11 protein-coding genes are annotated in these 15521 nt (G+C 37.5%); 7 read left to right on the forward strand and 4 right to left on the reverse strand.

All coding sequences use genetic code 11. From position 1 onward, the window contains the following. Positions 1-31: 31 nt before the first annotated feature. From holA to leuS, 3 genes are read right to left on the reverse strand one after another with little or no spacing between them, the layout of a single operon-like run. Positions 32-1021, reverse strand: coding sequence for a DNA polymerase III subunit delta (gene holA, locus HJG58_RS01235; protein ID WP_017398822.1), 990 nt, complete (start codon positions 1019-1021; stop codon positions 32-34). A gap of 18 nt (positions 1022-1039) precedes the next feature. Next, positions 1040-1549, reverse strand: coding sequence for an LPS-assembly lipoprotein LptE (locus tag HJG58_RS01240; protein WP_002115142.1), 510 nt, complete (start codon positions 1547-1549; stop codon positions 1040-1042). A gap of 27 nt (positions 1550-1576) precedes the next feature. Next, complete coding sequence (leuS, locus tag HJG58_RS01245) at positions 1577-4201, reverse strand: leucine--tRNA ligase (protein WP_170247649.1); 2625 nt, start codon at positions 4199-4201, stop codon at positions 1577-1579. 534 nt (positions 4202-4735) lie between these two features. Between leuS and HJG58_RS01250 the strand changes: the two genes are divergently transcribed. The 4 genes from HJG58_RS01250 (at position 4736) to HJG58_RS01265 (ending at position 10550) form a co-directional block, all read left to right on the forward strand. After that, a complete protein-coding gene (locus HJG58_RS01250; RefSeq protein WP_005079103.1) occupies positions 4736-6460 on the forward strand; it encodes an acetolactate synthase 3 large subunit in 1725 nt (574 codons plus the stop codon). Continuing rightward, entirely contained in the window at positions 6460-6951 is a 492-nt protein-coding gene (gene ilvN, locus HJG58_RS01255; RefSeq protein ID WP_170247650.1) for an acetolactate synthase small subunit, read from the forward strand. Before HJG58_RS01250 ends, ilvN begins: the two co-directional genes overlap by 1 nt. A 32-nt stretch (positions 6952-6983) precedes the next feature. Continuing rightward, a complete protein-coding gene (ilvC, locus tag HJG58_RS01260) occupies positions 6984-8000 on the forward strand; it encodes a ketol-acid reductoisomerase (RefSeq protein ID WP_170247651.1) in 1017 nt (338 codons plus the stop codon). Between the two features lie 495 nt (positions 8001-8495). After that, positions 8496-10550 (forward strand): bifunctional diguanylate cyclase/phosphodiesterase, encoded by a 2055-nt coding sequence (locus HJG58_RS01265; protein ID WP_170247652.1) that lies wholly within the window; start codon positions 8496-8498, stop codon positions 10548-10550. 414 nt (positions 10551-10964) lie between these two features. Here HJG58_RS01265 and HJG58_RS01270 read toward each other — a convergent pair whose 3' ends face one another. Then, on the reverse strand, positions 10965-11537 hold the full coding sequence (locus tag HJG58_RS01270) for a TetR/AcrR family transcriptional regulator (protein WP_170247653.1): 573 nt from the start codon (positions 11535-11537) through the stop codon (positions 10965-10967). Between the two features lie 328 nt (positions 11538-11865). Here HJG58_RS01270 and HJG58_RS01275 point away from each other — a divergent pair, with 328 nt between their 5' ends. The 3 genes from HJG58_RS01275 (at position 11866) to HJG58_RS01285 (ending at position 15465) form a co-directional block, all read left to right on the forward strand. Then, on the forward strand, positions 11866-12729 hold the full coding sequence (locus HJG58_RS01275) for a hypothetical protein (RefSeq protein WP_170247654.1): 864 nt from the start codon (positions 11866-11868) through the stop codon (positions 12727-12729). Positions 12730-12960: 231 nt separating this feature from the next. Next, positions 12961-14553, forward strand: a complete 1593-nt coding sequence (locus tag HJG58_RS01280) for a peptide chain release factor 3 (protein WP_170247655.1) — start codon at positions 12961-12963, stop codon at positions 14551-14553. Between the two features lie 69 nt (positions 14554-14622). Continuing rightward, positions 14623-15465 (forward strand): hypothetical protein, encoded by an 843-nt coding sequence (locus HJG58_RS01285; protein ID WP_170247656.1) that lies wholly within the window; start codon positions 14623-14625, stop codon positions 15463-15465. Positions 15466-15521: the final 56 nt, after the last annotated feature.

Below are 15521 nucleotides of genomic sequence, written 5' to 3' on the forward strand. Positions count from 1 at the left end.
TTCAGGAATGAAGAAAAATGATTCGGCCGAATTATTGTATAAATAGTGTTTTCCCACATAATTCAGCAATCGCTTGCTGCATCAAATGTTGGGCATTTTCATTCGACATTCCTTTAATTGCTGCATCTACTTGCAATAGAAGGGTAGACCAGCCTAAAAACTGTTGAGGATTTAATCTTCTTAAAGCTTGTTGATATAAACCAACCTTTGTTTTCCAGATACCAAGTTGTAATGCATTATGAGGCTGCTCAAATAATTGCATCAATAAACGCATTTCTTTACTTAGTGTCCATAAGATCAGACTTTCTGGCTCACCAGCTGCAATTAAATATTGAAAAATCTTAATGGACTGAGCGAGATTACCTTCTAATAAAGCATCGCTTAAATCATAAGTGGTGTAACGAGACTGATCTTGTAAACAAGCATACAACTGTTCAATTTGAATTAGTTGCTGGTCTGGAAAAGTATCTCTTACACGCATCAAGCTATTTTTAGCTGCGAGCAAATTATGTTCATGATGCTGCATGAGCCATTGCCAGGCATCATTATCAAGTTGAATTTCAAGTTTCTCTGCTTCGGCAGATAAAATTCTTTGGCGGTCTTGCGGATAGTTTGCCGTAAGGGCAACGACAACACCATTTGCTTCAACAACTTGGAAAAAAGCAGACTTTAAACTACTACTATCTTGTTTAGGTAAAACAATTAAAAGTAAGTTAGTTTCATTATGTTGGATATAACTTTTAAGTTGTTTTAGCCCATTTGCGTCAGGCTTTATATTGCCATGTACTTCAATGGCAAGCTGCTGAGAAAATAAAGATAAGCTGTTAAGAGCGTTAAAAACATTTTTCCAGTCGCTTACACTACTAATATCGTAGCGCTGTCTTTCAACTTCTTGTTGTTGCCAACTTTTACGAAAAGCATCTAATAAATTTTGTTCCAGCAAAGGTTCTTGGCCATGTAAAATCCACGCACCCCGTGCTTCCGGAATGCGTTTTAATGCTTGCAAATAGTCAATTTTCATTGCTGATAAAACTGGAGATTAAGGTTGAGCTTTTGGTAAGCGGTTTGCTGAAATCTGACGAGTAATTTGTTGTGCAATGTCATCAATTACAATACGTTGTAAATAAGATTCTTGCTGATTTTCGGTGTTAACCGTTGCAAGATCATATTGATAACTACGAGATGCAGTTAATGAACGTGGTTCAGTAATTTTGTTACCTTGACGGTCTTCAATCTGGAAGGTTACGGTTAAGCGTAATAATACTTCCGTTAGTTTTCCGTTTAAAAGCTGACGACGTGGTGTGTACTCTAAAACACGGAGTACATAGGCATCATTATCATTACTGAATTGAACACCATTTGCAGCCAAATAAACTTTTAACTGGGTTTCTAAATCATCAGTTTTAGCTGGTAACTCAAGGCTTAACTTTTTATAAACAAGCGGAGTTGCAGTCGGGTTGGTTCCTTTTAAATGAAATCCACACCCGACTAAGCCTGCACTAAGGCCTAAGGTTAAAACAACAGCGGCTAAACGTTTGGCAAAGTGCATGCTTGATCCTCTCATTAATAACTTTAATTAAACCACGAGGTTAACTAATTTATTTGGAACCACAATTTCTTTCTTTGTTGGTCCTGTTAAGAATTGTTGAACTTCTGGAAGGGCCTTAGCTTGAGCTAATAGATCTTCTTTAGAAATATCAACAGAAACTTCAAGTTTACCGCGAAGTTTACCGTTAACCTGTACAACAATCGTTTGCGTATTACGAGTTAATGCAGAAGCATCGACTTCAGGGAATGTTGCTGCTGTTACATCCGTACCAAACTGAGCCAATAATGTTTGACTTAAGTGCGGTGCAAATGGAGCAAGTAAAGTTAACAGCGTGGTGATCGCTTCACGTTCTACAGCAACATCGTTGTCATCTTTTGCTTCAAACTTATTGCTTGCATTTAACAATTCCATCAAAGCAGCAATCGCAGTATTGAATGCATGACGACGTTCGATATCATCACTTACTTTTTGAATAGTTTCGTGAGTTTTACGACGTAAATCTTGAGCATCTTTAGACAAGTTAGCAGCATCAATTGTAGAAGCTTGGTTGCCTTTTTCAAGGAAGCTTGCCACAAGGCGCCACACACGTTTTAAGAAACGGTTTGCACCTTCGATACCTGCATCAGACCATTCTAAAGATTGATCTGGTGGAGCAGCGAACATCATAAATACACGTGCTGTGTCTGCGCCGTATTGATCAATAATCGCTTGTGGGTCGATACCATTGTTTTTCGACTTAGACATTTTTTCTTGTCCGCCGATCACAACTTCTTGACCATCACCTGAATATTTTGCAGAAACAATACGACCTTTTTCATCGCGTTCTAATTCGATATCAGCAGGGTTAAACCAAGTTTTCTTACCATTTTCTGCTTCACGATAGAATGTATCTGCAAGCACCATGCCTTGAGTTAACAAGTTGGTAAATGGCTCATTACCTTGTACAACACCTTCATCACGCATCAATTTATGGAAGAAACGTGCATAAAGTAAGTGGAGAATCGCGTGTTCAACACCACCAATATATTGGTTTACAGGAAGCCAGTTTTGAGCTGCTTCAGGTTTAACCATACCGCCAGTAAAGTCTGGAGATGCATAGCGTGCGTAGTACCAAGATGACTCTACGAAAGTATCCAAGGTATCTGTTTCACGACGTGCATCGCCGCCACAGCAAGGACATTTAGTTTCATAGAATTCAGGCATTTTATTAAGCGGATTACCTGAACCATCTGGAACAACGTCAGTTGGTAATACAACCGGAAGCTGGTCTTCTGGAACTGTGACTTGACCACAAGTATCACAGTTAATCATTGGAATTGGACAACCCCAGTAACGTTGACGAGAAACACCCCAGTCACGTAAACGGAATTGAACTTTAGAATTTGCTAAACCTTGTGGTTCTAATTTTGCAAGGAATGCATCGAATGCAGCTTGGAATTCTAGACCGTCAAACTCGCCAGAGTTAACAAGTTTACCTTCTTTAGAACCGTACCATTCTTGCCACTCGGTAGCAGAATAATCTGCATCGTCAGCACCTTTAGCATCAATCACTTGCTTAATTGGCAAATTGAACTTGTTAGCAAATTCAAAATCACGTTCGTCATGCGCCGGTACAGCCATAACTGCGCCAGAACCATAAGACATTAATACGTAGTTTGCGATCCAGACAGGAAGCTCTTCACCAGTTACAGGGTGCTTTACAAACAAGCCAGTTGCCATGCCTTTTTTCTCGGCTGTTGCCAAGTCTGCTTCTGCAACTGAACCCATGCGGCACTCTTCAATAAATTCAGCCAATTCAGGGTTGTTTTCAGCAGCTTTAAGCGCAAGAGGGTGTTCTGCTGCAACGGCAACATATGTCACGCCCATTAGCGTGTCAGCACGTGTTGTATAAACAGTTAAGCCATCAGCATAAATTTCGGTATTGGCAGATGGGAAAGTAATTTCCATGCCTGTAGAGCGACCAATCCAATTACGTTGCATGGTCAACACTTGTTGAGGCCAGCCGTCTTGTAGGGTGTCTAGGTCGTCTAATAATTCTTGTGCATAGTCCGTAATACGGAAGTAGTACATTGGAATATCGCGTTTTTCAACCAATGCACCTGAGCGCCAGCCACGACCATTTTCAACTTGCTCGTTTGCTAAAACAGTTTGGTCAACAGGATCCCAGTTTACTGTTGAAAGTTTACGGTAGATTAGGCCTTTTTTATAAAGCTGAACAAATAACCATTGCTCCCAGTGATAATATTCTGGTGTACAAGTTGCAAATTCGCGATCCCAGTCTACAGATAGACCTAATTTTTTTAATTGATCACGCATGTAAGCAATGTTTTCAAATGTCCATTTTGCTGGAGCAACTTTATGGGCAATTGCTGCGTTTTCCGCAGGTAAACCGAATGCATCCCAACCCATAGGTTGTAGTACGGTTTCACCTTTTAAACGGTAGAAACGGCTAATCACATCGCCAATTGTATAGTTACGCACATGCCCCATATGCAGCTTGCCACTTGGGTAAGGAAACATTGACAGGATGTAGCGATGTTTACCTTCGACAGTGTCGGCAACTTTAAAGACTTTACGATTTTCCCAATCTTGTTGAACTGATGGTTCAATCGTGTTTGCTTGATATTCGGGGTCAATGTGAGAAATAGTCATAGACGTAAGCTATACAACAAAAATTGATATTAAAGATTGTTGCACAGCATAGCGCAAAATCGACAAAAATGCAGTTTTGGGATAGATTTATTTTCCGTTAAAAATTAAACAAGAATAAACCTGAAAAAAGCGGGGTAGCCATAAAAAAAGAAAAGTGGAAAAATCAAATAAGATGAAAAAATAGTCAGTTAAAAAATAATCATAGAAAAGTGTTTCTTTAATCTTGACTTTAGTGAATTAAACAACAAAAATGCTTCCTTTAGTTTTATATGCGATTATTTGATCACCCTTCGAATAACCGTCATGTTTTGTAATAGACATTCTCTCTAGCCGAGAGATTGATTTTACTTAAAGTATGTATATCCAGACATGCTTTATTAATGTTAAAAAAGCTTATACGGCTGAAAAACAGAAATTTTTCTATTGCAACGAAAACTAGACAATATGTGTGCTATAACAGTGCAGACAATTCAATGAATGAAACACTATTTGTGCCTTCCATAAATAGTGATAAAGATTTTAGGGTGAATCACGTTGGAACTTTTATCTGGTGGTGAAATGCTCGTTCGTGCTCTTGCGGACGAAGGCGTTGAACATGTTTTTGGTTATCCAGGCGGCGCTGTATTACATATTTATGATGCGCTATTTCAACAAGACAAAATTAATCATTACCTCGTACGTCATGAACAAGCTGCTGGTCATATGGCAGATGCTTACTCGCGTGCTACAGGTAAGACTGGCGTAGTACTGGTCACTTCTGGACCTGGCGCAACCAATACAGTAACTCCAATTGCAACAGCTTATATGGACTCAATCCCGATGGTGATTTTGTCTGGCCAGGTTGCATCACATCTTATTGGTGAAGACGCTTTCCAGGAAACTGATATGGTGGGTATTTCACGTCCTATCGTGAAACACAGCTTCCAAGTTCGTCATGCAAGCGAAATCCCTGCAATTATCAAAAAAGCATTTTATATCGCAGCAAGTGGTCGCCCTGGTCCAGTTGTCGTCGATATTCCTAAAGATGCGACAAATCCTGCAGAAAAATTTGCGTACGAATATCCTGAAAAAGTGAAGATGCGTTCTTACCAACCACCTTCACGTGGTCATTCTGGCCAAATTCGTAAAGCGATTGATGAGCTTTTAAGTGCAAAACGCCCTGTAATTTATACGGGTGGTGGCGTTGTTCAAGGTAATGCATCAGCATTATTGACTGAACTCGCGCATTTACTCGGTTATCCGGTGACTAACACACTTATGGGCCTTGGTGGCTTCCCTGGCGATGATCCACAGTTTGTGGGCATGTTGGGTATGCACGGTACTTATGAAGCAAATATGGCGATGCATAATGCTGACGTCATTCTTGCAATTGGTGCGCGTTTTGATGACCGGGTAACCAATAACCCAGCAAAATTCTGTGTGAATGCTAAAGTTATTCATATTGATATTGATCCGGCGAGCATTTCAAAAACAATTATGGCGCACATTCCAATTGTAGGGGCAGTTGAGCCTGTACTACAGGAAATGTTGACGCAATTGAAACAATTAAATGTGTCTAAGCCAAACCCTGAAGCAATTGCTGCGTGGTGGGATCAAATTAATGAATGGCGTAAAGTTCATGGCTTAAAGTTTGAAACCCCGACTGATGGCACAATGAAGCCGCAGCAAGTTGTTGAAGCTTTATATAAAGTCACTAATGGTGATGCCATTATTACTTCGGATGTTGGCCAACACCAAATGTTTGGTGCGTTGTATTACAAATACAAACGTCCACGTCAATGGATTAACTCAGGCGGTTTAGGCACCATGGGCGTAGGTTTACCTTATGCAATGGCTGCTAAGCTTGCTTTCCCTGATCAACAAGTTGTTTGTATTACTGGCGAAGCTTCAATTCAAATGTGTATTCAAGAGCTTTCAACATGTAAGCAATACGGCATGAATGTGAAGATCTTGTGCTTGAATAACCGTGCTTTAGGTATGGTGAAGCAGTGGCAAGATATGAACTATGAAGGTCGTCACTCAAGCTCATACGTTGAATCATTGCCTGATTTTGGCAAGTTGATGGAGGCTTATGGTCACGTTGGTATTCAGATTGATCATGCTGATGAGCTAGAGTCGAAGCTTGCTGAAGCAATGGCGATTAATGATAAATGTGTATTCATTAATGTCATGGTTGATCGCACGGAACATGTTTATCCAATGCTGATCGCAGGTCAGTCTATGAAGGATATGTGGTTAGGTAAAGGGGAGCGTACATAATGAGACATATTATTTCTGTACTCGTTGAAAACGAAGCTGGTGCGCTTTCTCGCCTTGTTGGTTTATTTAGCCAACGTGGATATAACATTGAAACACTGAATGTTGCGCCAACCGAAGATCCAACTTTGTCACGCTTAACATTAACAACTTATGGTGATGACCATAAGATTGAACAGATTACTAAGCAGCTCAATAAACTTGTTGAAGTTGTAAAAGTAGTTGACTTATCAGAAGGTGCACACATCGAACGTGAACTTATGCTAATCAAAGTAAAAGCATTAGGAGCTTCACGTGCCGAAATTAAGCGTACTGCGGATATTTTCCGTGCGCAGATTGTAGACGTGACACCAACTACCTATACCATTCAAATAGCAGGGACAACTGAAAAATTAGATGGTTTTATCGATGCGCTTGCAGAAAACACTATTCTAGAAGTTGTTCGTTCAGGTGTATCTGGTATCGCCCGTGGCGAAAAAGTATTAGCCATTTAATTTTTTAAAAAGTATTTTAGCGGAGAACACAAATGCAAATTTTTTACGATAAAGACTGTGACTTATCAATCATCCAAGGCAAGAAAGTAGCGATTATTGGTTACGGTTCTCAAGGTCATGCTCATGCACTTAACCTTAAAGACTCAGGCGTAGACGTAACTGTAGGTTTACGTGCAGATTCAGCTTCTTGGAAGAAAGCTGAAAATGCAGGTCTTAAAGTTGCAGAAGTTCCTGCTGCTGTTAAGCAAGCTGACCTCGTAATGATTTTGACTCCAGATGAATTCCAATCACAACTTTACCGTGACGTGATTGAGCCAAACATCAAAGAAGGCGCGACTCTTGCATTTGCTCATGGTTTCTCTGTTCTTTACAACCAAGTTGTTCCACGTAAAGATTTAGACGTAATCATGGTTGCTCCAAAAGCACCTGGTCACACTGTACGTTCAGAGTTCCAACGTGGTTCAGGTGTTCCTGACCTAATCGCAATTCACCAAGATGCTTCTGGTAATGCACGTAACGTTGCTCTTTCTTATGCTTCTGGCGTAGGCGGCGGCCGTACAGGTATTATTGAAACTTCATTCCGTGAAGAAACTGAAACTGACTTATTCGGTGAGCAAGCAGTTCTTTGTGGTGGTGCGGTTGAATTAGTGAAAATGGGCTTCGAAACTTTAGTTGAAGCTGGTTATGCACCAGAAATGGCTTACTTTGAATGCTTACACGAACTTAAATTGATCGTTGACTTAATGTTCGAAGGCGGTATCGCTGACATGAACTACTCAGTTTCTAATAACGCTGAGTACGGCGAATACGTAACTGGTCCTGAAGTTATTAACGAACAGTCTCGTGAAGCAATGCGTAATGCATTGAAACGTATTCAATCTGGTGAATATGCTAAGATGTTCATTCAAGAAGGTGCGTTGAACTACCCATCTATGACAGCTCGTCGTCGTCAAAATGCTGCACATGGTATTGAAGTAACTGGTAATAAGTTACGTGCGATGATGCCTTGGATTCAAGCAAACAAGATCGTAGATAAAGAGAAAAACTAAGATTTCTCTTTAGCTTGAAACGTGCGTTAGCGAAGTAAAACTTCGCTCTTGTGCTCGGGTAGAGCAATGCTCTACTAGTCCTCGCTCCTTGCGTAGGAAGAAAGCGCTGCTTTCTTGATTCCTATTCAGGATTCAAGCAAATAAAATCGTAGATAAAGAAAAGAACTAATTTTCTTTATCAAACGCTTTAAAAGAACCCTGCTTTAAGCAGGGTTCTTTATTTATACTATTTTATTTGAATGTGAAAGTTGCGATTAGGCCCACTTGACTAGATTAAATAAATTCTATATTTTTCATATAATTGGCTGCTTAATTTTTATTTACTTTATTGATTTATAAAGTAAAAAATACTTGACCAAAAGATAGATAATGTTATTGTTTATAACTGACTGAATAAGTCAAATTTACTAAAATTTCTTTAACATGTTTAATTGTATTTTGGGCAATGAGTTGAACAAAATAAAAAAAAGTATTGAATAATCATGGAAGTCCAATATGGGTCATATTGATTACGATAGCACATTGATCGTCGGCTCTTTTATTGCAGCTGGCTTCATTTGCTATATTGTAATTTCCATGGAGCAGCTAATATTCAAGCAAGTCTATAAGAAATTTGAGTCCTTAATTTTATTTATTAACGGACTACTACTCGCATTAGCAATTAGTATCGTCCATATTGTTGGTATACAAGCTTATCATCTGTTTGATACTGCTCACTCTAATATTCCTTTAATTGCAATTTCTTATGCTATCAGTGCGTTGTTATCTTGCATTGCGATGTGGCTGACTTCGCGTTTTACACTCCCTTTGTTTAGACTCATTTTGAGCTCGATTATTATGGGAATTGGAATTTCAGCCTCATATTACATTAGCATGCTAGGTTGGAATATGAATGTTTATAAAAAAGATTACACTTCGTTTTTACTCTTATTTTCTGTATTAATTGCAATGAGCGGTTCAGGGCTAGCGTTTTTACTCGCCTATAAATTAAAAGATACTGAACGATATCGCTTAACTTTAAAAATCGCATTTTCGGTTATGATGACCTTAAGTATTATGGGGATGCACTACACAGCGCTTATTGCGACGAATATTACTGATAAGTTTATTAGCCAATATCAGGCTGAGCATGACTTATTATTATTCACAATTATTCTGGTTACATGTTTGGTACTCGTAGCAAGTTTTATTGTTGCAATGTTAGAGCAACGCCTTACTCAACAGAATTTAGAGCTACGTAAGGCAAACAAAGAATTAGCTAACCTATCTATACAAGACAATCTAACCAAATTGCCTAACCGCCTTTATTTGGTGGATTATGCTGAAGTGTTACTCTCAGATCATCGGTACAAAGACCAGAAAATTGCTTTCTTATACATTGACTTAGACCGATTTAAATCGGTGAATGATGCATTTGGACATCATGTGGGTGATCAATTACTGATTCAGATGGCAAACCGCTTACACTGGCAACTCAATGAGAAATGTAAACTGCTTAGAATTGGCGGTGATGAGTTTTTGCTTATTGCCGAAAATACAAATGCCGATGAAGCAGTTATTTTGGCTGAGAAAGTTTTACAGCTGATTCAGGAAAGTTATCAAATTTCTGGTAAAGAAATTAATATCTCTGCAAGTTTAGGGGTGGCACTATTTCCTGAGCACGGACAAAATGTTCAGGACTTACTCATGAACGCTGATGCCGCGATGCTTATGTCTAAAGAACAAGGCCGAAATACTTACACCATCTTTAGTTATTCAACCCATCAACAAGAAACAAGAAGTCAGTCAAAACTGATCAATGATCTTTATAAGGCCGTAGAAGAAAAGCAGTTCATCCTATATTACCAACCAAAATTTAATACGAATCTTGAAATCTGTGGTGTTGAGGCATTAATCCGTTGGAATCATCCTGCTTTAGGAATACTCACACCACATATGTTCATAGAAGGGGCAGAAAAAACGGGTTTGATCATTCCAATGGGGTATTGGGCGCTTGAGCAAGCTTGCCTGCAAATTCAACAGTGGGAACGTAGTAACATTCCATTTTACCCAGTTGCAGTAAACTTATCTGCACTACAGTTCGAAAATAAAAAATTATTTAGTACGCTCGAAGGATTATTAAAAAAATACCAGATTCAACCTCACCATTTAATTGTTGAAATTACTGAATCGACAGCAATGCGTCATATTGACTTGAGCATTCGAGCTTGTGAGCGGCTACGTGATATGGGTATTCGGGTCGCAATTGATGATTTTGGAACAGGCCATTCAAGCTTTTTGTATTTAAAAGATTTACCTGTAGATGAGTTGAAAATTGATCGTGGCTTTATTGTTGATTTAAAGCCGGGTTCTAAAGAAGAAGTTATTCTAGAAAGTATTATACATTTAGCTAAAAAGTTAGGTTTAACTGTAACAGCAGAAGGGGTGGAAACCCAGCAACAGGTTGAGATTTTAACGCGTTTAGGGTGTCAACAGTTCCAAGGTTATTTGTTGGGAATGCCAGTTCACGTCGATCAACTGATTGAATCTCAAGGCGCTCACTTCGCTTAATCTTTTCTATATCGATTTTTAAAAATAACATTTCCTTTTTATTTTTTTCTTTAAAGAATAATTAATTAAAATAAATTTATCTTCTAAAACACACCTATATATTTGTAGTAGTGAATAGTATTAGTTTTTCAGTTAGTTGAGTATTTTACATATAATAATTCATGAATATATACTGCAAGTATAAAGTAATACTAATAAGTTTATTGTTTGGGATATAAGTTTCAATGTTTAAAATTGATTAATATAATTTATTATTAAGTTTGTATAATAAATTGTTATTTTTTATAAAATATAGTTGTTTAAATTTTTAAATATTTTAAGAGATAGAGATCGTGGTGGAGTTTGGTTTATGCTCCACCGAATTAAAATATTGTTTATTTTTGTTAAAATGTAGGGTTCTAGCTAATTTATAGGTTATGCTGTTTCGAACTCTTGAATTGCTTCGAATTTAATAAATTTTTTAATATAAGACCATGTTTTTTGGGAGTTAATTTGTGATTTATTTATTGTACCATCAATAATAACTCCATCAATTATATTAAGGAAAAGACTAGTAAGTGTATGAGTATCTTTAATTTCTAATTCTAGAAATATTGAGAAAACCAATTTGTAAATCCACTCTCGATATTTATTCACTTGATCTTTAAGAGAGGGATACAATTGCATGACTTCGATCGTCGCTTTTTTAAATAAACAACCATTGAAATCATCTGTATTGATCCAGTCAATATACCAGTTAAAAACACTTTTAAGTTTAATCAATGGATCATCAATATTGCTAATTTTTTGAAATAGAGAAGCCTGAACTTCTTGATTCCTTTGGCGAAGACATTCTTCAATTAAGTTTTCTTTAGAAGAAAAGTACTTATAAAAAGTCATTTTTGCAACGCCTGATTCAGCGATAATACAGTCAACTCCAATAGAGGTGTAGCTTTTCTGATTAAAGAGGGAGGTGGCTGTTGTTATAATATTTTCTCTTTTTGACATCGATTTATCCGTCACAAATATTTTTGATTAACTCTGCTATTGTAAAGTATGAAAGCTTAAATAAATTTTCTCTAATCATATTTAAAAAATTATATTTATTCAATATCTTGATTTGTTATTAAAAATAAAAATATATGTTTCTACTTGGCAATATTTTACTTTTTTTAAAAATTATTAATTAATTCGTTGATTTGTTGAGTTAACAAACATAATATAAAATTGTTAAGTTTTGGTTTGTGGAATTTATTTTAGCAATTGAATGCAAAATTTAAATAAAAATAAGACCTATAACTTAACTATAAGAATAAACTTTTTACTGAGAACGATTATGTCAAAAAAATTTGAAGACTTTAATAATCCAAGAGAAAAAGCATTGCAGGGGATGAGAAGTAGTATTCCTGCAAAACAATGGGATGAAAATTTAAAATTTCTCGAACAGTTAAGAAGTAAAATTGCGGAATTACCCGTTTCTAAACATCCGGCGATTGAGGTATTAAATAATGGGTATCTCGATAAGACGAGTTTAATTCGTATTCATTTAGAATATCGTCATGCAATTGTACAGATTTTTACTGATGCTTTACTACAAGCACAATTTCAGACCAAACAATTGGAACCTAAACTCCATTCTGGAGCTAAAATGTTTCCAAGAGTATTATTAAGTTTAAATATACTTGATGAATTTGGTTTCCGTCCGGGATTAGATAAAGATAACTACTATCTGGGTAATCCTGAATACGCTCACTATCCTTTGTATGAAGATTTACTTAATGATTATGGCTTAACAGAGCTTGATCGTCGTAATTATAAACCATCAAAAATCGCTAATCAGGTTAGATCATTTTTAGAATCTTCGTATGATAGTTATATTAATGTCGTAGCATTGTTAGCTGTTGCAGAAGAGGAAGTCATTCTTTTTAGTCCTCCATTACGTCAAGCAACCAAATTCGTAAATATCGATGTGGAAGGTGGTGGTTACTACCATGTACATGGTGTATCTACGGATGAAACATCTGAGGCTGCTGACGATGATCATGAAGATGACCTTTGGTTTGCGTTAGCGCAAGCAATTACAAAAGATGATTATGAAAGCTTAACCAAGTTATGTATTGATTATTGTGCTTTATGGAATGAATTCTGGGATGCACAAATTGCGGATGTCCAATTTATTGAAGAAAAAAAACTGGCATAACTATTCTACTAATTCTTAAAAAAGCTCATCTACGATCAGATGGGCTTTTTTATTATAAAATTTCTAAGACGCTAAGCCACATTTTAAAAAAAGTATTTAAAAAGCTTGTGAGTGGCTCATGGCTTATCAACAACCATTAAACACTTCTATAAATCTGCTACAATTACGCCAATTTTTATTTTGATCGACTTTAGGTCTTTGGCACTGCAATCTCCGCAGTAGGTGTATTTCATGAGTTTTAAAGATGAGTTAGCGGCACAGGTTGCTCAACGCCGCACATTTGCCATCATTTCCCACCCTGATGCCGGTAAAACGACTATGACAGAGAAATTACTGTTATGGGGTAAAGCAATTCAGGTTGCAGGGATGGTAAAAAGCCGTAAATCTGATCGCGCAGCTACATCTGACTGGATGGAAATGGAAAAAGAGCGTGGAATTTCCATTACCACTTCGGTTATGCAGTTCCCATATAAAGGTCATACTATTAACTTGCTCGATACACCAGGGCATGAAGACTTCTCTGAAGATACTTATCGGACTCTAACCGCTGTTGACTCGGCACTTATGGTGATTGACGGTGCAAAAGGTGTCGAAGAACGTACCATCAAATTGATGGAAGTTTGTCGTATGCGTGACACTCCTATCATTTCATTTGTAAACAAGATGGACCGTGAGATTCGTGAACCACTTGAGTTGCTGGATGAAATTGAGAATGTCCTTAATATTCGTTGTGTACCTATTACATGGCCATTAGGGATGGGACGTGATTTTGCGGGTGTATACAACATTCTTGAGAATAAGTTGTATGTCTACAAAGCAGGCTTTGGCTCAACGATTACAGATATTGAAGTGCGTGAAGGTTATGACCACGCAGATATCCGTGAAAAAGTAGGTGAGCTGGCTTGGGCGTCTTTTGAAGAGTCACTTGAGCTCGTACAAATGGCGAACGAACCTTTAGACCGCGAATTATTTTTACAAGGTAAACAAACTCCAGTTCTATTTGGTACAGCATTGGGTAACTTTGGTGTTGACCATGTATTAGATGCATTTATGAATTGGGCACCAGAACCTAAAGCTCATCCAACACAAGAGCGTGTTGTTGATGCAAAAGAAGAAGGCTTTTCTGGTTTCGTATTTAAAATTCAAGCAAATATGGATCCGAAACACCGTGACCGTATTGCCTTTATGCGTATTTGCTCAGGTAAATACGAGAAAGGTTTGAAAATGAATCATGTACGTATTGGTAAAGATGTTCGTATTAGTGATGCATTAACATTCCTTGCGGGTGAGCGTGAGCACTTAGAAGAAGCGTGGCCAGGTGATATTATTGGTTTACATAACCATGGCACAATTCAAATTGGTGATACGTTCACTAGCGGTGAAAACTTGCACTTCACAGGTATTCCTCACTTTGCTCCAGAAATGTTCCGCCGTGTACGTTTGAAAGATCCATTAAAGTCAAAACAGTTGCAAAAAGGTTTGAAAGAGTTGTCTGAAGAAGGCGCAACTCAGGTATTTATGCCACAAATTAGCAATGATTTGATCGTGGGTGCTGTGGGTGTACTTCAGTTTGATGTGGTTGCTTACCGTCTGAAAGAAGAATATAAAGTTGACTGTGTTTACGAGCCTGTAAGTGTAAATACTGTGCGTTGGATTCATTGTGATGATGACAAGATTCTTAATGAGTTTAAGAAAAAAGCACATGATCAACTTTCTATAGATGGTGGTGGTCACTTAACTTATCTTGCGCCAAGTCGTGTGAACTTGCAGATTATGCAAGAGCGTTGGCCTGATATTCAGTTCCGTAGCACACGTGAACACTAATCTTTAAGATTTGACAGACAGCTTCGAACAGAAGCTGTTTTGTTTTGAAAAATAAGAAAGGATGATGAAATGAATTTGAATAGAAAGACAGTTATTGCACTTTTAGTTGCGGTAATCATATTACTTTTGGCTATTTGCCTTTTTGTCTGGAAAAGCTCTCAACCTTCATCATCTTCTCAAATAAAATCAGCTTCTACCCAAAATCAAAATATAGAGAAAGCTGAAGTACTACCATTTCTAAACTTGCAGCAAGTAAAAGCTGATTATGCTTTACCATTTTGTGAGAAGAAAAATTGTATTGATGTCGATATTCAAACGATAAAGACCCAAGATGTATGGCTAAATGAATGGATCGCGAAAAGTCAGGCTAAGGTAATTCAAGATCAAATTGATTTGAAAAAAGACTTAAGTTTGCAGCAAGCCATTAATGCTTATGTTAAAAAGTCTGATGAATGGCAAGATAAATATTCAAAGAATCGGGCTTACGAATTGCATCTTCATACCCGTATTGCATCGCAGCGTAACCAATACGTTTTATTGCAATTAGGACTTGATACCAAGCAAGAAGAGCTCACGATCAAAGATCGCTATTACTTTTTTGTGGCCGACCGAAAACTGCATAAGAGCTTAACTTTGTTAGATGTTTTAAAAAAGGATCAGCAAACGACTGTGCATCAAATGGTGCAGGTCGCATATCAAGATTGGTTAAAAAAGCAGACTGCTGACATAAAAAAAGAAGCACCAAAAACTTTATATTGGGGGCAGGCAGATTGGTTCTTTGATGGAGAAGGTGTTGGCTTACATTATCAGGCAAACCAGATTACTAAAGACGCTCCACAGCTCGATATTTATTTATCTAAAGAACAGACCAAAAAAATATTACAACCCGAGGTTTATGAACAAATGTTTTAAGATGGTAGCAGAATTTGCAACCTCTATTTATATGCGCTAATTTCTTAGAAAGGCAT

This window comes from Acinetobacter geminorum, from assembly GCF_013009345.1.
GTDB lineage: Bacteria > Pseudomonadota > Gammaproteobacteria > Pseudomonadales > Moraxellaceae > Acinetobacter > Acinetobacter geminorum.

What these genes read in the sequence shown, in the direction of transcription:
- holA (WP_017398822.1), bottom strand. Translation starts at nt 1,021, where the DNA reads ATGAAAATTGACTATTTGCAAGCATTAAAACGCATTCCGGAAGCACGG.
- HJG58_RS01240 (WP_002115142.1), bottom strand. Translation starts at nt 1,549, where the DNA reads ATGCACTTTGCCAAACGTTTAGCCGCTGTTGTTTTAACCTTAGGCCTT.
- leuS (WP_170247649.1), bottom strand. Translation starts at nt 4,201, where the DNA reads ATGACTATTTCTCACATTGACCCCGAATATCAAGCAAACACGATTGAA.
- ilvN (WP_170247650.1), top strand. Translation starts at nt 6,460, where the DNA reads ATGAGACATATTATTTCTGTACTCGTTGAAAACGAAGCTGGTGCGCTT.
- ilvC (WP_170247651.1), top strand. Translation starts at nt 6,984, where the DNA reads ATGCAAATTTTTTACGATAAAGACTGTGACTTATCAATCATCCAAGGC.
- HJG58_RS01265 (WP_170247652.1), top strand. Translation starts at nt 8,496, where the DNA reads ATGGGTCATATTGATTACGATAGCACATTGATCGTCGGCTCTTTTATT.
- HJG58_RS01270 (WP_170247653.1), bottom strand. Translation starts at nt 11,537, where the DNA reads ATGTCAAAAAGAGAAAATATTATAACAACAGCCACCTCCCTCTTTAAT.
- HJG58_RS01275 (WP_170247654.1), top strand. Translation starts at nt 11,866, where the DNA reads ATGTCAAAAAAATTTGAAGACTTTAATAATCCAAGAGAAAAAGCATTG.
- HJG58_RS01280 (WP_170247655.1), top strand. Translation starts at nt 12,961, where the DNA reads ATGAGTTTTAAAGATGAGTTAGCGGCACAGGTTGCTCAACGCCGCACA.
- HJG58_RS01285 (WP_170247656.1), top strand. Translation starts at nt 14,623, where the DNA reads ATGAATTTGAATAGAAAGACAGTTATTGCACTTTTAGTTGCGGTAATC.